The organism is Halopseudomonas xiamenensis (genome assembly GCF_014219065.1).
Classification (GTDB): Bacteria; Pseudomonadota; Gammaproteobacteria; order Pseudomonadales; family Pseudomonadaceae; genus Halopseudomonas; species Halopseudomonas xiamenensis.
This window is the reverse complement of the sequence record NZ_JACLGO010000019.1, coordinates 1-16,656: the sequence shown is the minus strand read 5'-3', so window position 1 is coordinate 16,656 and position 16,656 is coordinate 1. Positions and strand designations below refer to the sequence as shown.

Here is a 16,656-nt window from a genome sequence, read left to right as displayed (position 1 = left end):
TCGACCTTTACCTGGAACCCTTCATGACCCAAGCCACCGGCACCCTGTACATCGTTTCCGCCCCCTCCGGTGCGGGCAAGACCAGCCTGGTCAAGGCACTGATCGAGCAGATCGATACCCTGCGGGTGTCGGTCTCGCACACCACCCGGCCAATGCGCCCCGGCGAGGTGGATGGGGTCAACTACCACTTCACCCAGCGCGAACAGTTCCTGCAGCAGGTCGGCGAGGGTGACTTTCTCGAACATGCGGAAGTCTTCGGCAACCTGTACGGCACGTCCCAGAGCACCGTGGAGCAGACCCTGGCGGCCGGCCACGACCTGATCCTGGAGATCGACTGGCAGGGTGCCCAGCAGGTACGCCGCGCGCTGCCCCAGGCACGCTCGATCTTCATCCTGCCGCCCAGTCGCAAGGCACTGCAGGAGCGCCTGAGCAATCGCGGCCAGGATGCCGACGAGGTGATCGCCGGGCGCATGGCACAGGCGGTGGACGAAATGAGTCATTACGTGGAATATGACTATATTGTCATCAACGACGACTTCCATACCGCGCTGGATGACATGAAATCGATATTGCGCTGCGGTCGCCTGACCCTCGGCCACCAACAGGTCCTGCACCAGCCCCTGCTGACTGCGCTGTTGTCAGACTGACCGCTAAACCAGTAAACTGTGCGGTCCCGCGTTGGATCAAGCGCTCCCCGATTTCATTTTCATCTGCCGTTTCGGAGTAACACCATGGCCCGCGTCACTGTTGAAGACTGCCTGGAAAACGTAGACAACCGCTTTGAGCTGGTCATGCTGGCGACCAAGCGCTCGCGCCAGATCGCCACTGGCGGCAAGGAACCCAAGGTTGCATGGGAGAACGACAAACCGACCGTCGTTGCCCTGCGCGAAATCGCCGAAGGCCTGATTACCAACGAAATCATGGCCGAAGAAGCCCTGCGTGATCAGCAGGAGCCGCTGTACTCGCTGGAAACCGAACTGCCGGAGTAACGCCATTGCGATGGTCATGCAACCTCGTTCAGATGGCTCACCCGGCAGGGTGCAGGAGGGTTGCATGTCCGGTATAGAAGTATTTGCCGACCGGCTCGACAGTTATCTCGAACCCGACCAGGTCAATCTGGTGCGGCGCGCCTACTTCTACGCGGAGCAGGCGCATGACGGCCAGACCCGCCGCAGCGGCGAGCCCTACGTCACCCACCCGCTGGCGGTAGCGGGCATTCTCGCCGACATGCACATGGACCATCAGAGCCTGATGGCCGCCATGCTGCACGACGTGATCGAGGATACCGGCATCCCCAAGGAAGCCCTGGCCACCCAGTTCGGCGACACCGTGGCGGACCTGGTCGACGGGGTCAGCAAGCTGACCCAGATGACCTTCGAAACCAAGGCCGAGGCCCAGGCCGAGAACTTCCAGAAGATGGCCCTGGCCATGGCCCGGGATATCCGCGTGATCCTGGTCAAGCTGGCCGACCGGCTGCACAACATGCGCACCCTGGGCGCGCTCAAGCCGGAAAAGCGTCGTCGTATCGCCCGCGAAACCCTGGAAATCTACGCCCCGATCGCCAACCGCCTGGGCATGCACAGCCTGAGCACCGAGTTCGAGGACCTGGGCTTCAGCGCCATGTACCCGATGCGCTCGCGGATGATCGCCCAGGCCGTGCGCGACGCCCGCGGCAACCGCAAGGAACTGCTGAACAGGATCCTCGAATCGCTGCAGGCCTGCCTCGAACGCGAGGGCCTGCAGGGCAAGGTGCTGGGCCGCGAGAAACACCTGTACGGCATCTACCAGAAGATGCGCGAGAAGCGCAAAGCGTTCAACGAGATCATGGACGTCTACGCGTTCCGCATCATCGTCGACAAGGCCGATACCTGCTATCGCGTGCTCGGCGCGGTACACAGCCTGTACAAGCCCTTCCCGGGCCGGTTCAAGGACTACATCGCGATTCCCAAGGCCAACGGCTACCAATCCCTGCATACCACGCTGTTCGGCATGCACGGGGTGCCGATCGAGATCCAGATCCGCACCGAGGAAATGGAAGACATGGCCAACAACGGGATCGCCGCGCACTGGGTATACAAGTCCAAGGACGAGGTGATCAACGGCAACCATGCGCGCACCCGCCAGTGGCTCAAGGGCGTGCTCGAACTGCAGCAGCGCGCCGGCAACTCACTGGAGTTCATCGAGAACGTCAAGATCGACCTGTTCCCCGATGAGGTCTACATCTTCACCCCGAAGGGCCGCATCATGGAACTGCCCAAGGGTTCCACGCCGGTGGATTTCGCCTACGCGGTACATACCGACGTGGGCAACAGCTGCATCGCCTGCCGCATCAACCGACGCCTGGCGCCGCTGTCCGAGCCGCTGGAAAGCGGCCAGACGGTGGAGATCATCACCGCCCCCGGCGCCCGGCCGAACCCGGCCTGGCTGAGTTTCGTGATCACCGGCAAGGCGCGCAGCAACATCCGCCACCTGCTCAAGCACCAGCGTCATTCCGAGTCCATCGCCCTGGGCGAGCGCTTGCTGGACAAGGTGCTGGTCAGCTTCGACACCAGCCTGGAGCAGATTCCCGAGCAGCGCATCCAGCGCATTCTCAGCGACTGCGGCATGGCCACCCTGGAAGACCTGCTGGCCGATATCGGCCTGGGCAACCGCATGGCCTACGTCACCGCCCGGCGCCTGCTGGCCAGTGACATGCCGGCCGAGGCGGAAGCGGTCAGGAGCGATGCGGTGGTGCAGCAACCCAGCAGCGAGGAAAAACCCCTGGCGATCCGTGGCACCGAAGGCCTGGTGGTCAGCTTCGCGCGCTGCTGCAACCCGATTCCGGGCGACCCCATCGTCGGCTTCATCACCACCGGCAAGGGCATGGTCATCCACCAGGAGACCTGCAACAACCTCGCCGAGCATCGCGGCAACAGTGACAAGATTCTGCAACTGACCTGGGATAAGAATGTCAGTGGCGAATTCACCGTGGAATTGCGTGTCGAATTGGAACACCAACGCGGCATCATCGCCCAACTGGCCACCAGCATCACGGTCGCCGACGCCAGCATCGACAAGATCAGCGTCGACGAGCGCGATGGTCGGGTCAGCGTGGTGCAACTGGTATTGCGGGTGCGCGGTCGTCTGCACCTGTCACAACTGATCAAGCGTATCCGCGCCCTGCAAGGGGTGATGCGAATCACACGCCTGAAGAACTGAACCAATGGAGACATTCATGAACAAGCAAGTCATCACCAGCGAACACGCTCCCGCCGCGATCGGCACCTACTCCCAGGCGATCAAGGTCGGTAATACCGTGTACCTGTCCGGCCAGATCCCGCTGGACCCGCAGACTATGGAAGTGGTCGAGGGCTTCGAGGCGCAGGTCTGCCGTGTGTTCGACAACCTGGCACTGGTGGCCGAAGCCGCTGGCGGTAAGCTGCAGGATATCGTCAAGCTGAACATCTTCCTGACCGACCTGAGCAACTTCGCCACGGTCAACGAGATCATGGGCCGTTACTTCGAACAGCCCTACCCGGCCCGCGCCGCCATCGGCGTCGCCGCACTGCCCAAGGGCGTGCCAGTGGAAATGGACGGTATCCTGGTCGTCGGCTGAGTCTTCAGAGCGTGGCCCGCATTGCGGGCCGCTGCCGAGACCGCTGACCACGCCCGTCATTGCGAGGAGCGCAGCGACGTGGCAACCCATGGACTCGGTGCTGCGGGTGAGCTCTGGATTGCCGCGCTTCGCTCGCAATGACGGTGCTACCCGCCAGGATGGCGCTGGTTACGCGAGCATGCTCGCGTAACCCTCCCGATAACTCGGATACTGCGGCACCCAGCCCGACTCCCGAGCCAATTCATTACTGCACCGCTTGCTGCCCACCCGGTTAGCCGTTGCCCCTTCTGCCAACAGCTCCACTCCCAACTGCTGCGCCAGCCACTGCGCCACCTCATGCAGCGGCGCCGGCTCATCGTCCACGCCCAGGTAACAGGGCGCCAGCAGCTCGCCCTGGTCGGCCTGCAGCAGCAGGTGCTCGAGCAGCCCGGCGGCGTCATCACGGTGGATACGGTTGGTGTATTGCTCGGGCAGCTGTGGCACATGCAGGCCACTGCGCACCTGTTCGATCAGCCGGGTGCGGCCCGGCCCGTAGATGCCCGCCAGACGTACCACCGAAGCGGGCATGCCGCTGCGCAGCGCCACATCCTCGGCCTCGACCAGCAGCGGCGCGGTGGGCGTGGCGGCCAGCGCCGCGCTGTTTTCGGTCACCCACTCGCCGTCGCTCTGGCCGTATACCGCCGTGCTGGAGACCTGCAGCAGGTGGCGCGGCTGTTGCCGACTGTCCTTGAGCCAGCCCAGCACATGCTGCAAGCCCTGGACATAGAGCGCGCGGTACAGTTCAGCGTCACGCCGCCCCGCCGCCGGGCAATACACTAGATAATCCACCCTGGCCGGCCAGTCCTGCGGCTTCTGCGCACTGGTCAGATCAGCCGCGATGCGCCCGAACGCCTCTGGCAGGCCCGACGGATCACGCCGCAGACCAGAAACCCGCCAGCCCTGCTCCAGCATCCGCAGCCCCAGGGCAATACCCAGATCACCACAACCCGCAATAACCAGATGTTTCATCCTGATTGTTTTCCTCTATCGGACACCGCTATGCTTGGGGAAAATCTCGCGAGCAGTATACGACATGACCCTGACCGAACTCCGTTACATCGTCACCCTGGCCCAGGAACAGCACTTCGGCCATGCCGCCGAGCGCTGCCACGTTTCCCAGCCGACGCTGAGTGTCGGCGTGAAGAAGCTCGAGGAAGAGCTGGGCATCATGCTCTTCGAGCGCACCAAGAGTGCCGTGCGGGTTACCCCGGTCGGCGAGAAGATCGTCGCCCAGGCCCAGCGCGTGCTGGAAGAAGCCATGGCCATCCGCGAGCTGGCCAGCGCCGGCAAGAACCAGCTGTCGGCACCGCTCAAGGTCGGCGCGATCTACACCATCGGCCCCTACCTGTTCCCGCACCTGATCCCGCAGTTGCACCGGGTGGCACCGGAGATGCCGCTGTACATCGAGGAGAACTACACGCACGTGCTGCGTGACAAGCTGCGCAACGGTGAACTCGACGCGATCATAGTCGCACTGCCGTTCAACGAGCCAGACATCCTGACCAAGCCGCTGTATGACGAGCCGTTCAGTCTGCTGATCCCGGCGGACCATCCCTGGGCCAAGCGCGACCACGTGACCCTGGACGACCTGGACGACGATCGCCTGCTGCTGCTCGGCGAAGGCCACTGCTTCCGCGACCAGGTACTGGAAGCCTGCCCGACCACGCGCCGCGCCGACGAGCCGAGCAAGCACACCACCATCGAATCCAGCTCGCTGGAAACCATCCGCCACATGGTCGCCTCGGGCATGGGCATGACGGTGCTGCCGATGTCGGCCGCCGATGACCGCTACTACAGCTCCGACCTGCTGCTGACCAAGCAATTCAAGTCGCCGGTGCCGTTCCGCACCGTGGCCATCGCCTGGCGCGCCAGTTTCCCGCGGCCGCGGGCGGTGGAGATCCTCAGCGACTCGATCCGCCTGTGCTCGGTCAGCACGCCCGCCGACAAGCGCTAGGGCGGTCAACCACATGCAGCTTGAACGCACTCCGCTGACGGTATTCAAGGGCGTCGGTCCGGCGCTGGCGGACAAACTTGGCCGCCTCGGCCTGACCAGCGTGCAGGATGTGCTGTTCCACTTGCCGCTGCGCTACCAGGACCGCACCCGGGTGACGCCGATCGGCGCTCTGCGTCCGGGCATGGATGCGGTCATCGAAGGCGTGGTGCTGGGCGCAGATGTGGTGATGGGGCGACGCCGCAGCCTGCTGTGCCGCATCCAGGACGGTAGCGGCACCCTCAGCCTGCGCTTCTACTACTTCTCCGCCGGGCTCAAGGCCAACCTGCAGCGCGGCAGCCACTGGCGCTGCTACGGCGAAGTACGCCCCGGCGCCTCGGGGCTGGAAATCTACCACCCGGAGATGCAGAACCTCGACAGCGCACAGCCGCTGCCGGTAGCCACCACCCTGACCCCCATCTACCCGGCCACCGAGGGGCTGTCACAACAGCGCTTGCGCAGCCTCAGCGAAGCAGCCCTGGCCTGGCTGGAGCAGGGTAACAGCCTGCCTGACCTGCTGGCGCCCGAACTGACCGAACAGTACCAGCTGCCGCCGCTGCGCGAGGCCATCCGCATCCTGCATCGCCCGCCACCGGATGTCGATCTGCAGGCACTGGACGACGGTCGGCACTGGGCCCAGCACCGGCTGGCCTTCGAGGAACTGCTGGCCCATCAGTTGACCATGCTGCGCCTGCGCGCCGAGGTGCGCCAGCACCGCGCGCCGGTGATGCAGGCCAGCGGCGAACTGGCTCGGGCCTTCGTTGGCCAGCTGGGCTTTGCTCTGACCGGCGCCCAGCAGCGCGTAGCCGGGGAGATCCGCGCCGACCTGCAGCAGCCACAGCCAATGCTGCGCCTGGTGCAGGGTGACGTCGGTGCCGGCAAGACCGTGGTCGCGGCGCTGGCCGCGCTGCAGGCACTGGAGGCCGGCTGGCAGGTGGCACTGATGGCACCCACCGAGATCCTCGCCGAACAGCATTTCAACAACTTCCAGCGCTGGTTCACGCCGCTGGGCATTTCCGTGGCCTGGATGGCCGGCAAGCTCAAGGGCAAGGCCCGCGCCAACCAGCTGCAAATGATCACCACCGGCGACGCGGCCATGGTGGTCGGCACCCATGCGCTGTTCCAGGAGGAAGTACAGTTTCACAACCTGGGCCTGGCGATCATCGACGAGCAACACCGCTTCGGCGTGCAGCAGCGCCTGGCACTGCGCGACAAGGGCGCCGCCGGGCGCTTCTCGCCGCACCAGTTGATCATGACCGCCACGCCAATCCCGCGTACCCTGGCGATGAGCGCCTATGCCGACCTGGATACCTCGATTCTCGATGAGCTGCCGCCGGGGCGCACGCCGATCAATACCGTGCTGGTCTCCGACAGCCGTCGCGACCAGGTCATCGAACGGGTGCGCGCCGGCTGCGCCGAGGGGCGCCAGGCGTACTGGGTCTGTACCCTGATCGAGGAGTCCGAGCAACTGCAGGCCCAAGCCGCGGAAGTCACCTGGCAGAACCTCTGCGAGCACCTGCCGGAACTGTCCATCGGCCTGATCCACGGGCGCATGAAGGCCACCGAGAAGGCCGAAATCATGCAGGCGTTCAAGGATGGCGATCTGCACCTGCTGGTCGCCACCACGGTGATCGAGGTCGGCGTGGATGTGCCCAACGCCAGCCTGATGATCATCGAGAACCCCGAACGCCTGGGCCTGGCGCAATTGCACCAGTTGCGCGGACGGGTCGGTCGCGGCAGCACCGCCAGCCACTGCGTGCTGCTGTATCACGCGCCGCTGTCGGCGCTCGGTCGGGAGCGTCTGGGCATCATGCGGGAAAGCGCGGACGGCTTTGTCATCGCCGAAAAGGACCTGGAGCTGCGCGGTCCGGGCGAGGTGCTGGGCACCCGCCAGACCGGCCTGGTGCAGTTTCGCGTGGCCGACCTGGTGCGTGATGCCGACCTGCTGCCGCAGGTACAGGAGGCTGCCGTGAGCCTGGCCCGGCAGCACCCGGAACGGGTCGGCGCGATCATCGATCGCTGGCTGGCCGAGGGGCAGCAGTTCGCCCAGGTATGAACAGGCGCGGCACGCAAAAACTGCTAAGATCGCTGCACACGCCATATTTCTGACTCTCCGGACAAGGAATCACCTGATGACCACCCCAGCAGCCACGCCATCAGCCAGCGCCAGCCTGCCCGATCTGCTGGAAAAGCAGCTGCAGCGTCAGGCCATCGCCTATCAACTGCGCCCGCAGCATCAGGCCGGCCCCGCCGCCCAGCAGGTGCAGGTGTGCCTGTTGTGCGATGACAGCGGCATGCTGCTGACGTTGATTCCCACTGACCATCTGCTGGACCTGGGTGCCCTGGCCAAACTCACCGAGCGCCAGCTGCAGCCGGTGCGCGACCAGCAGCTGCAGGATATCCTCGCCCGCCATCAGTTGACCTACCTGCCCGGCCTGCCGATGCTGGTGAATGCGCCCTGCTTCATCGAACAGCAACTGCTGGCCCAGCCACGGGTGTGGATGCCCAGCGGCCTGCCCGGCTGGTGCCTGGAGCTGGACAGCGACGCCATTGCCCGGCTGGCAGCCTCCGCCACCGCCGCCAGCTTTGCGGTGCCGCTGGCCGGTATCGAATGCCACTCCGAAGACCCGGAACAGGATCAGCAGGACATCAGCCTGGCGGTGAAGAACTTCACTGCCCTGCGCATGCGCCAGCGCCTGGAGGAAACCATCGAGATTCCACCGCTGCCCAGCACTGCCCAGCGGATAATGAAACTGCGGGTCAATCCCGATGCCACCGTCGAGCAGCTCACCGACGTGGTGGAAACCGATCCCAGCCTGGCCGCCCAGGTGGTCAGCTGGGCAGCCTCCTCGTTCTACGCCGCACCCGGCAAGATCCGCTCGGTGGAGGATGCCATCACCCGCGTGCTGGGTTTCGACCTGGTGATCAACCTGTCGGTCGGCCTGTCGCTGGGCAAGACCTTCACCCTGCCCAAGGATGCTCCCGAGCGCACCACACCGTACTGGGAACAGGCGATCTACACCGCCGCCGCGATCGAGGGCCTGGCCAAGATCATGCCGCGCGAGCGACGCCCCGAACTGGGCCTGAACTACCTGGCCGGCCTGCTGCACAACTTCGGCTACCTGCTGCTGGCGTATATCTTCCCGCCCTATTTCAAACTGATCTGCCGGCATATGGAGGCCAATCCGCATGTGCCGGCCTGGTTGCTGGACCAGCATCTGCTCGGGGTCAATCGCGACCAGATCGGCAGCTGGCTGATGCGCTACTGGGACATGCCGGCGGAAATCTCCACCGCCATCCGCCACCAGCACGACCCCGACTATCAGAGCGAACACCACCTGTATGCCAACCTGGTGTATCTCAGCCTGGCCCTGCTACGTGAACGGGAACTGGGGGACGGGCCGCTGTTGGCGATACCCGATGCACTGCTGCAACGATTGGGTCTGAGCCGGGAAGCGGCGGAGCAGGCGGTGGACAAGGTGCTGGATGCGCGGGACGCGCTACGCAAGCTGGTGAACGAGTATCAGCTCGGCTTCAAGTGACGGACGGGAAGTGACAACCGGGGGCCGGTTGGCCCCCGGCGGGTGGTTCAATTGACAGAGTCTTTCAGCCCCTTGCCGGGCTTGAAGGCGACGGTGTTGCTGGCCTTGATCTTGACCGGCTCACCAGTCTGCGGGTTCTTGCCGGTCCGGGCACCACGATGACGCTGCAGGAAGGTACCGAAGCCCACCAGGGTAACGGTATCCTTGCGGCTCAGGGCCTGGGTGATTTCATCGAGAATCGCGTTGAGCGCGCGGTTTGCCTGGTCCTTGCTCAGGTCAGCCTTGTCGGCAATTGCCGCTGCGAGTTCCGGTTTACGCATATAAAGCCTCACTATGTGTTGTTTTTGTTTTTCGCTGCCATCTGCAACGATGTGTCGCGACAGCCCGCCTTGCCTGGCCTCAGGGTCTGTCAAAGCCCGCTCAGCATGGCACGACTCGAACGCCAGCGCCAGCCAAAATAGGGGCTGACAGAGCAGGTTATCGCCTATTTGGCGAAAAAAGCCAAGAGTGTCTCATCGTCTGGCTGGCCTCTGACCAGCACTGCCGGCCTGACCGCTACCGGAACTGGCGGCAACTGCCAGACCGAGCAATCATTTGGCCAGCCTGCCTCACCCATGAGCAATGCGACGGATCCGTCGTCGCCTCAATCCATGGCGATCATTTCGAAGTCCTCTTTGCCGACGCCACAGTCGGGGCATTGCCAGTCCTCCGGTACGTCTTCCCAACGGGTGCCCGGCGCGATGCCGTCATCCGGCCAACCCTCGGCTTCGTCATAGATGAAGCCACACACAATGCACTGCCACTTTCTCATCCGTCGCCCTTGAGTTGCCCGCAGCCGAACCGAAATCCCAGCGCCCGAGACTACCGCAAAGCGCGGGTGGCGGCCAACAACAGGGGCGCGGCCAATCATGCTACCCTCTGCATTTCGCGATACCGAGGCAAGCAAAGAATCCCCATGAGCATTCCCGATTGGCACTCCCCCACCACCCATCCTGATCCCCCTGGCGGCGCACTGCTCGACTGGCTGAGCGGCGAGGGTTCGTTGACCCGCCGCCTGATCGCCGCCGGGCGCGACGACTTTCGGGTGCAGGTGTTGGGTGAAAGTCAGCAGCCGGCGCGGCCTGACGAGGCGGCCGCGCTAGGGCTGGCCAGTGGGCATCCGGTGTGGATTCGCGAAGTGCTGCTGCACAGCGCTGGTGCCCCGCGGGTGTTCGCCCGCACGGTCGCCGACCTGCAGGCCTTCAATGCCGCCGGCGTGCACCTGGAGAATCTTGGCAGTCGCAGCCTCGGCGAGCTGCTGTTCAGTGACCCGCGCATTCATCGCGAGCCCATCGAGATCAGCCGCTACCCGGCTGCCTGGATGCCCGCCGAACAGCGCGCCGAGGGTTGCTGGGCGCGGCGCTCGCTGTTCGCCAGCGAACGCCTGCAATTGCTGGTCTGCGAAGTGTTCCTCCCCGGCTGGCCTGTGGCCGCCTGACCCACCCACCTGCATCGGAGACTGTCGTGTCTGGCCTGTTGATAACCCCCCTGTCCCGCCTGCATCCACGCGCCATCGATTTCATCCAGCTGATGCGCCTGGATCGTCCCATTGGCACCTACCTGCTGCTCTGGCCAACGCTCTGCGCCCTGTGGCTGGCGGCCGGCGGCTGGCCGAGCCCGCTGCTGCTGGCGGTGTTCGCCGCCGGGGTGCTGCTGATGCGCTCGGCCGGTTGCGTGATCAACGACTTCGCCGACCGCAAGGTCGATGGCCATGTCAGCCGCACCCGCAACCGCCCCCTGGCCACCGGCAGAGTCACGGCGCGGGAGGCACTGGTGGCGTTCGTCATCCTGGTGGCGCTCAGCGCCTCGCTGCTGCTGTTCACCAACCTGCTGACCTTCAAGCTGGCCCTGGTCGCCGTGGTCCTGGCCACCGTCTATCCCTTCTGCAAGCGCTTCACCTTCTATCCGCAGGTGGTACTCGGCGCGGCCTATTCCATGGCCATCCCCATGGCCTTCGCCGCGCAGACCGGCGAGCTGCCGGCGGCGCTGTGGCTGCTGTACATCGCCAACCTGCTGTGGACCGTGGCCTATGACACCGAATATGCCATGTGCGACCGCCCCGACGACCTGGTCATCGGCGTCAAATCCACCGCCATCCTGTTCGGTGAGGCCGACCGGCTGATCATCGGCCTGCTGCAAGGGCTGGTATTGCTGTGCCTGGTGCTGGTCGGCAGCCGCTTCGAACTCGGGGTCTTCTACCATCTCGGGCTGCTGGCCATGCTGCTGAGCTTCGCCTGGCAGCATTGGCTGATCCGCGCACGCGAACCCCAGGCCTGCCTGGCGGCCTTCCTGTCCAATCACTGGAGCGGGTTGCTGGTGTTTGCCGGCTTGGTGCTGGACTACCGCTTCGGCTAGGGGGAAGCAGTCATACAACTGCAATAAAAGTGTTATCTAATCGTTGCATGTCAGACACTGCAACTGGACGGAGCACCATGGCAGACAAGACCATACTGATCGTAGACGACGAAGCCCCGATTCGGGAAATGATTGCCGTTGCGCTGGAGATGGCCGGATACCACTGCCTTGAAGCAGAAAACACCCAGCAGGCCCACGCCAGCATCATCGATGCCAAGCCGGACCTGATCCTGCTGGACTGGATGTTGCCGGGCACCACCGGCATCGAGCTGGCGCGCCGTCTCAAGCGCGATGACCTGACCAGCGATATCCCGATCATCATGCTCACCGCCAAGGGCGAAGAGGACAACAAGATCCAGGGGCTGGAAGTCGGTGCCGATGACTACATCACCAAGCCGTTTTCCCCCCGCGAGCTGGTAGCACGGCTCAAGGCAGTACTGCGCCGTGCCGGACCGGTGGACGACGAGGCGCCGATCGAGGTCGACGGCCTGCACCTGGACCCGGTCAGCCACCGCGTCACCATCGATGGCAAGCCGGCGGAAATCGGCCCGACCGAATACCGTCTGCTGCAGTTCTTCATGACCCACCAGGAGCGCGCCTATACTCGTGGTCAGCTGCTGGACCAGGTGTGGGGTGGCAACGTCTATGTCGAGGAGCGTACCGTGGATGTGCACATCCGGCGCCTACGCAAGGCCCTGGGCTCGAACTACGAAGGTCTGGTGCAGACCGTGCGCGGTACCGGCTACCGTTTCTCCACCAAAGGCTGAGCGCGATAACCTCAGCTCCCACGACCGCCCCGGATTGACGAACAGACTAGGACAATACAGGTGGAAGTAAACTGGTTCCGGGTAATCATCGGCAGGCTGTTCTGGCTGCTGCTGGCCTGCCTGCTGGCAGGCCTGGCGCTGGGTCAGCCGGCCTGGGCACTGGTCGTCGGGCTGGGCGGCTATCTTGGCTGGACGCTGTTCCAGATGCAGCGCTTCCAGCACTGGCTGCAGACCCGCCCCGGCGATCCGCCACCGGAAACCCGCGGCCTGTGGGGCGAGATCTTCGATGGCATCTACCACATGCAGCGCCGCGACAAGCGCGCCCGGGCCCGCCTGCAATCGGTCATCGAACGCATCCAGGCCTCCACCGCCGCCCTCAGCGATGCGGTGGTGGTACTCGACAAGGACGGCCACCTGGAGTGGTGGAACCACTCCGCCGAGCGCCTGCTCGGCCTGCGCGCGCCGGATGACAGCGGTCAGCATGTGCACAATCTGCTGCGCGACCCGCGCTTCGTCGAGTATTTCGACCTGGGCAACTATCGCGAACCGCTGGATATCCCCTCGCCGCTGAATCTGAGCATCTGGCTGCAGTACAACATCACCCGCTATGGCAATGGCGAACGCCTGATGCTGGTGCGCGACGTCACCCGACTGCATAACCTGGAGCAGATGCGCAAGGACTTCGTCGCCAACGTCTCCCATGAGCTGCGTACGCCGCTGACCGTGGTGGTCGGCTACCTGGAAACCATGATCGACAGCGACGATGGCAGCAACCCGCGCTGGTTGCGCCCGCTGCACCAGATGCAGCAACAGGCCCGGCGCATGCAGAGCCTGCTCAACGATCTGCTGATGCTGTCACGCCTGGAAACCTCCGAGGCGCGCGCCGAGGAGAAACCAGTGAGTATCGACCTGATGCTGCCCGGCATCCGCAAGGACGCCCTGGCGCTGTCCGGCGACCGGCAACACGACATCACCCTGGAATGCACCACCCAGGCCCGTATCATGGGCCTGGAAACCGAGCTGCGCAGCGCCATCTCCAACCTGGTGTACAACGCGGTGAAGTACACCCAGGATGGCGGCAAGATTCACATCAGCTGGTCGCAGGATGACCGCGGGGCACGCCTGAGCGTGTCGGACAACGGCCCGGGCATTGCCCAGGAGCACCTGCACCGGCTCACCGAGCGCTTCTACCGAGTCGACTCCAGCCGCAACAGCACCACCGGCGGTACCGGCCTGGGCCTGGCCATCGTCAAGCACGTATTGATGCGCCATCAGGGCGAGTTGCAGATCAGCAGCACCCTGGGTCAGGGCAGTACCTTCAGCTGCGTGTTCCCCGCCGAGCGGTTGATCTGACGGCGGGCGGCGCTGCTGCCGCTCAGTTGTCCCCGGCGGCGATCAGCAGCGACAGGCGCTCCAGCTTGGCCGGGTCCTGGTCGACGAACTTCAGCGTCACCAGCAGCCACTCGCAATCCATCCGCTCCTCCAGCGCCGCCACGGTATGCACATAGCCGTTGATGCGCGCCACCTCCTGCTCGTCCGCCTGCTCCAGATCCAGCACGGCGCTCTCGAACACGCTGGGCATGCGCTCGCTACGGCGCACCACCAGCCGGGCATCGCGCAGGCTGAGGCTGCGGATCACGCAGGCGAACTGCTGCCCGGCGACCCGCAATTGCGCCCGCGCACTGGAGCGGGAGGTGCTGGTACGCCCTTCGTCCTGAGCCGGAGCCGGAGCCGGTACCGCACGCGGGGCTGCTGCCGGGGCGGTCGGGGCAGGAGTCTTGCGCCCGCCCAGCAAGGTATTGACCGACTCCAGCGCATGCCCGGTGCTGGCCTGCTGGCTGCGGCTGCGCAGCTGCTGCAGCTTGCCGGAGCGCTGCAGGGCCTTGCTGACCTTGGAAATCAGCTGTTCATTGCTGAACGGCTTGCCGACATAGTCACTGACCCCCGCCTGGATCGCCTGCACCACATTGTCGCGATCCCCGCGGCTGGTCACCATGATGAACGGGGTCTTTTCCTGCCCGGGCTGGGTACGGAACCATTGCAGCAGCTCCAGACCACTGAGTTCGGGCATTTCCCAGTCGCACAGCACCAGGTCGAAGCTGGTGCGGCTGAGCAGTTGCCGCGCCTTGCTGCCATTGACCGCCTCCTCGATCTGCAGACCGGGAAAGTAGCTGCGCAGGGCTTTCTTGATCAAATCGCGGATAAAGGGTGCGTCATCGACGACCAGCACGGACACACTCGCCATGAAATCTCTCTCTGTGGGTTACCGCACAAGCTTAGCCCAGAGTGATAGCAAAAACCCAGCACGGGTTCAGGTGATGTCGGGATCCGGTGCGGTTTGCGATGACCCACATGGACCACCGCAGCGCCAGGCTCAGAGCTTGCCGGTCAGAGCATTGAGGAACAGTTGCTGGTAATCGGCGGCATCCAGCGGACGGGCGTTGGTGCGGGCAGTGATGTCCTTGGCGGACATTTCGCCGATCAGCACCGCCTGGGTATCATCCACGCCTATCTCCGCCAGGGTGTGTGGCAGCTCCAGTTCGGCGCGCAGGTCCAGCACCCAGTCCAGCATGCCGTTGAAGTCGCTGTGCGGCAGCCCCAGGTAGCGGGCAGCCCGGGCCATTTCCGCTTCGATCACCGGCCGGTTGGCCTGCATCACGTAGGGCATGACGATGGCATTGAGCAACCCATGGTGCGAGTCATACAGCGCACCGACACTGTGCGACAGCGCGTGAATCGCCCCCAGGCCGCGCTGGAAGGCCGTTGCACCCATGCTGGAGGCCACCAGCATCTGCAGTCGGGCATCCATGTCCTGGCCGTTGCGTACGGCGCGGGGCAGGTATTCCTTGACCAGGCGCATGCCTTCCAGGGCGATGCCTTCGGCCATCGGGTGGAAGGTGGGCGCCAGGAAGGCTTCGAGATTGTGCGCCAACGCATCCATGCCGGTAGCCGCGGTCAGCTTGGGCGGCAGGCCGACGGTCAACTCGGGGTCGAGGATGACGATGGCCGGCAGCATGCGCGGGTGGAAGATGATGCGCTTGGTGTGATTGTCCTCGTCGGTGATGACCGACGCATTACCCACCTCGGAACCGGTACCAGCGGTGGTGGGCACGGCCACTACCGGCAGCATCAGGCTGGCATCCACAGTGGCCGGGTTGCGCGCCTCCCACAGCGAACAGCTCTGCCGGGCAACCAGCGCCACCGCCTTGGCCGCATCGATGGCCGAGCCGCCGCCGAAGGCGATCACGCCGTCATGCTTGCCGGCCTCCAGCGCAGCGACACCATCGCTGACGTTGCTGCCAGTGGGGTTGCCTTTCACCGCGCTGAACAGCCCGACCTGCAGCCCGCCGTCCCGGCATACCTGCAGCGCCTGCTCGACCACCGGCAATGCCGCCAGTCCCGGATCAGTGATCAACAGCGGCGCCTGCATGCCCAGTTGCTGGCAACACTGCGCCAGCTCGCGCAGACGACCAGCGCCTACCCGTACGTTGGTGGGATAGCTCCAATTATTCTTGTAGGAAGCGATTTCCATATAATCTCCAATGCTCACAGGATGGTGGTCTGAGGCCGCTCGGATTCATCTGGAGCAGCCACGCTGGACGTATTCTATTTATGTATCACTCTACACACAAATATCGATACTGAATCTCCATACATATCCTGTGTGGCGATTTGTCACTTGAAATAAGGCCATTAGTAGGCCATTTTGTACCCATACCTGCCGCAACGAGCATTGCACAAAAGCAGGAGCTGCTTTCCGTTTAGCCTTTCGAGGATACATCATGAAATTCTATTTGTTGCCTTTGGTTGCCGCAGCCGCCCTGACAGCAGCTCACGCGGTATCCGCCGACGAAGCCCTGTTCAAGAGCAAGCCATGCATCGCCTGCCATTCCGTGGATGCCAAGCTGGTTGGCCCGTCGCTGAAGGAAGTGGCGGCCAAGCATGCGGGTGAAGAGGGTGCCGTCGAACTGCTGGCCAGCCACATCAAGAACGGCTCCAGCGGTGTCTGGGGCCCGATCCCCATGCCGCCGAACCAAGTGACCGATGAAGAGGCCACCCAACTGGCCGAGTGGATCCTGACCCTGAACTGATCAGCACGCAGGTCCAAATGAAAACACCCCGAAGATCATGGATTTTCGGGGTGTTTTCGTTTGTGGGCAATACTCTTATCCTTCATCGTCATTGCGAGGAGCGAAGCGACGCGGCAATCCACAGTCTCGGAGTCGCTGGCACCCATGGATTGCCGCGCTGCGCTCAATGAAAGGGACTCCTCCCCTCCCGATGCCTCATTGGGCAGAATTGGTAGTTAGCGAAAAAACCAATAGGAAG

The 16,656-nt window shown here is 64.1% G+C and carries 17 protein-coding genes; 12 read left to right on the top strand and 5 right to left on the bottom strand.

Annotation, left to right across the window (positions count from 1 at the left end; translation table 11 throughout):
• Positions 1-23 precede the first annotated feature (23 nt).
• The 4 genes from gmk to H6X51_RS13045 all read left to right on the top strand — a co-directional run bounded on the left by gmk (position 24) and on the right by H6X51_RS13045 (position 3,595).
• Positions 24-647: a guanylate kinase gene (gene gmk, locus H6X51_RS13060; RefSeq protein ID WP_185267931.1), complete on the top strand. Its 624-nt coding sequence runs from the start codon at positions 24-26 to the stop codon at positions 645-647.
• Positions 648-731: 84 nt separating this feature from the next.
• Entirely contained in the window at positions 732-989 is a 258-nt protein-coding gene (gene rpoZ, locus H6X51_RS13055) for a DNA-directed RNA polymerase subunit omega (RefSeq protein WP_185267930.1), read from the top strand.
• 64 nt (positions 990-1,053) lie between these two features.
• On the top strand, positions 1,054-3,198 hold the full coding sequence (gene spoT / locus H6X51_RS13050) for a bifunctional GTP diphosphokinase/guanosine-3',5'-bis pyrophosphate 3'-pyrophosphohydrolase (RefSeq protein WP_185267929.1): 2,145 nt from the start codon (positions 1,054-1,056) through the stop codon (positions 3,196-3,198).
• A 16-nt stretch (positions 3,199-3,214) separates the two neighbouring features.
• Entirely contained in the window at positions 3,215-3,595 is a 381-nt protein-coding gene (locus tag H6X51_RS13045) for a RidA family protein (protein ID WP_185267928.1), read from the top strand.
• 168 nt (positions 3,596-3,763) lie between these two features.
• Here the strand turns inward: H6X51_RS13045 and H6X51_RS13040 are convergent, their stop codons facing one another.
• The gene (locus H6X51_RS13040; RefSeq protein ID WP_185267927.1) at positions 3,764-4,603 is read right to left on the bottom strand and encodes an SDR family oxidoreductase; all 840 of its coding nucleotides are present in this window, start codon (positions 4,601-4,603) and stop codon (positions 3,764-3,766) included.
• A gap of 64 nt (positions 4,604-4,667) precedes the next feature.
• Between H6X51_RS13040 and H6X51_RS13035 the strand changes: the two genes are divergently transcribed.
• The 3 genes from H6X51_RS13035 (at position 4,668) to H6X51_RS13025 (ending at position 9,166) form a co-directional block, all read left to right on the top strand.
• On the top strand, positions 4,668-5,588 hold the full coding sequence (locus H6X51_RS13035; RefSeq protein ID WP_185267926.1) for a hydrogen peroxide-inducible genes activator: 921 nt from the start codon (positions 4,668-4,670) through the stop codon (positions 5,586-5,588).
• A gap of 13 nt (positions 5,589-5,601) precedes the next feature.
• Positions 5,602-7,680 carry an ATP-dependent DNA helicase RecG gene (gene recG / locus H6X51_RS13030; protein WP_185267925.1) on the top strand — a complete coding sequence of 693 codons (2,079 nt, stop codon included), beginning with the start codon at positions 5,602-5,604 and terminating at the stop codon, positions 7,678-7,680.
• 76 nt (positions 7,681-7,756) lie between these two features.
• A complete protein-coding gene (locus tag H6X51_RS13025; protein ID WP_185267924.1) occupies positions 7,757-9,166 on the top strand; it encodes an aminoacyl-tRNA deacylase and HDOD domain-containing protein in 1,410 nt (469 codons plus the stop codon).
• A gap of 47 nt (positions 9,167-9,213) precedes the next feature.
• Here the strand turns inward: H6X51_RS13025 and H6X51_RS13020 are convergent, their stop codons facing one another.
• Complete coding sequence (locus H6X51_RS13020; RefSeq protein WP_185267923.1) at positions 9,214-9,486, bottom strand: HU family DNA-binding protein; 273 nt, start codon at positions 9,484-9,486, stop codon at positions 9,214-9,216.
• Between the two features lie 323 nt (positions 9,487-9,809).
• Entirely contained in the window at positions 9,810-9,977 is a 168-nt protein-coding gene (gene rubA / locus H6X51_RS13015) for a rubredoxin RubA (protein WP_185267922.1), read from the bottom strand.
• Positions 9,978-10,121: 144 nt separating this feature from the next.
• Here rubA and H6X51_RS13010 point away from each other — a divergent pair, with 144 nt between their 5' ends.
• From H6X51_RS13010 to phoR, 4 genes are all read left to right on the top strand, one after another.
• Complete coding sequence (locus H6X51_RS13010; RefSeq protein WP_185267921.1) at positions 10,122-10,643, top strand: chorismate--pyruvate lyase family protein; 522 nt, start codon at positions 10,122-10,124, stop codon at positions 10,641-10,643.
• Positions 10,644-10,669: 26 nt separating this feature from the next.
• Complete coding sequence (gene ubiA / locus H6X51_RS13005; RefSeq protein WP_185267920.1) at positions 10,670-11,560, top strand: 4-hydroxybenzoate octaprenyltransferase; 891 nt, start codon at positions 10,670-10,672, stop codon at positions 11,558-11,560.
• 77 nt (positions 11,561-11,637) lie between these two features.
• Positions 11,638-12,327, top strand: a complete 690-nt coding sequence (gene phoB, locus H6X51_RS13000; RefSeq protein ID WP_185267919.1) for a phosphate regulon transcriptional regulator PhoB — start codon at positions 11,638-11,640, stop codon at positions 12,325-12,327.
• Positions 12,328-12,387: 60 nt separating this feature from the next.
• Entirely contained in the window at positions 12,388-13,680 is a 1,293-nt protein-coding gene (gene phoR, locus H6X51_RS12995) for a phosphate regulon sensor histidine kinase PhoR (protein WP_185267918.1), read from the top strand.
• A gap of 22 nt (positions 13,681-13,702) precedes the next feature.
• Here the strand turns inward: phoR and H6X51_RS12990 are convergent, their stop codons facing one another.
• Both H6X51_RS12990 and H6X51_RS12985 read right to left on the bottom strand, forming a co-directional pair.
• Entirely contained in the window at positions 13,703-14,572 is an 870-nt protein-coding gene (locus tag H6X51_RS12990) for a response regulator (protein ID WP_185267917.1), read from the bottom strand.
• A gap of 129 nt (positions 14,573-14,701) precedes the next feature.
• Positions 14,702-15,859 (bottom strand): iron-containing alcohol dehydrogenase, encoded by a 1,158-nt coding sequence (locus H6X51_RS12985; protein WP_185267916.1) that lies wholly within the window; start codon positions 15,857-15,859, stop codon positions 14,702-14,704.
• A 250-nt stretch (positions 15,860-16,109) separates the two neighbouring features.
• On the opposite strand from H6X51_RS12985, the gene H6X51_RS12980 reads away from it, so the two are divergent.
• Positions 16,110-16,418: a c-type cytochrome gene (locus tag H6X51_RS12980; protein WP_185267915.1), complete on the top strand. Its 309-nt coding sequence runs from the start codon at positions 16,110-16,112 to the stop codon at positions 16,416-16,418.
• The last annotated feature ends 238 nt before the right edge of the window (positions 16,419-16,656 follow it).

Coding starts and splice junctions, on each gene's coding strand:
- spoT (WP_185267929.1), top strand. CDS start 1,054: ATGTCCGGTATAGAAGTATTTGCCGACCGGCTCGACAGTTATCTCGAA.
- rubA (WP_185267922.1), bottom strand. CDS start 9,977: ATGAGAAAGTGGCAGTGCATTGTGTGTGGCTTCATCTATGACGAAGCC.
- gmk (WP_185267931.1), top strand. CDS start 24: ATGACCCAAGCCACCGGCACCCTGTACATCGTTTCCGCCCCCTCCGGT.
- rpoZ (WP_185267930.1), top strand. CDS start 732: ATGGCCCGCGTCACTGTTGAAGACTGCCTGGAAAACGTAGACAACCGC.
- H6X51_RS13040 (WP_185267927.1), bottom strand. CDS start 4,603: ATGAAACATCTGGTTATTGCGGGTTGTGGTGATCTGGGTATTGCCCTG.
- H6X51_RS12990 (WP_185267917.1), bottom strand. CDS start 14,572: ATGGCGAGTGTGTCCGTGCTGGTCGTCGATGACGCACCCTTTATCCGC.
- H6X51_RS13035 (WP_185267926.1), top strand. CDS start 4,668: ATGACCCTGACCGAACTCCGTTACATCGTCACCCTGGCCCAGGAACAG.
- H6X51_RS13045 (WP_185267928.1), top strand. CDS start 3,215: ATGAACAAGCAAGTCATCACCAGCGAACACGCTCCCGCCGCGATCGGC.
- phoB (WP_185267919.1), top strand. CDS start 11,638: ATGGCAGACAAGACCATACTGATCGTAGACGACGAAGCCCCGATTCGG.
- H6X51_RS12985 (WP_185267916.1), bottom strand. CDS start 15,859: ATGGAAATCGCTTCCTACAAGAATAATTGGAGCTATCCCACCAACGTA.
- recG (WP_185267925.1), top strand. CDS start 5,602: ATGCAGCTTGAACGCACTCCGCTGACGGTATTCAAGGGCGTCGGTCCG.
- H6X51_RS12980 (WP_185267915.1), top strand. CDS start 16,110: ATGAAATTCTATTTGTTGCCTTTGGTTGCCGCAGCCGCCCTGACAGCA.
- H6X51_RS13025 (WP_185267924.1), top strand. CDS start 7,757: ATGACCACCCCAGCAGCCACGCCATCAGCCAGCGCCAGCCTGCCCGAT.
- H6X51_RS13020 (WP_185267923.1), bottom strand. CDS start 9,486: ATGCGTAAACCGGAACTCGCAGCGGCAATTGCCGACAAGGCTGACCTG.
- H6X51_RS13010 (WP_185267921.1), top strand. CDS start 10,122: ATGAGCATTCCCGATTGGCACTCCCCCACCACCCATCCTGATCCCCCT.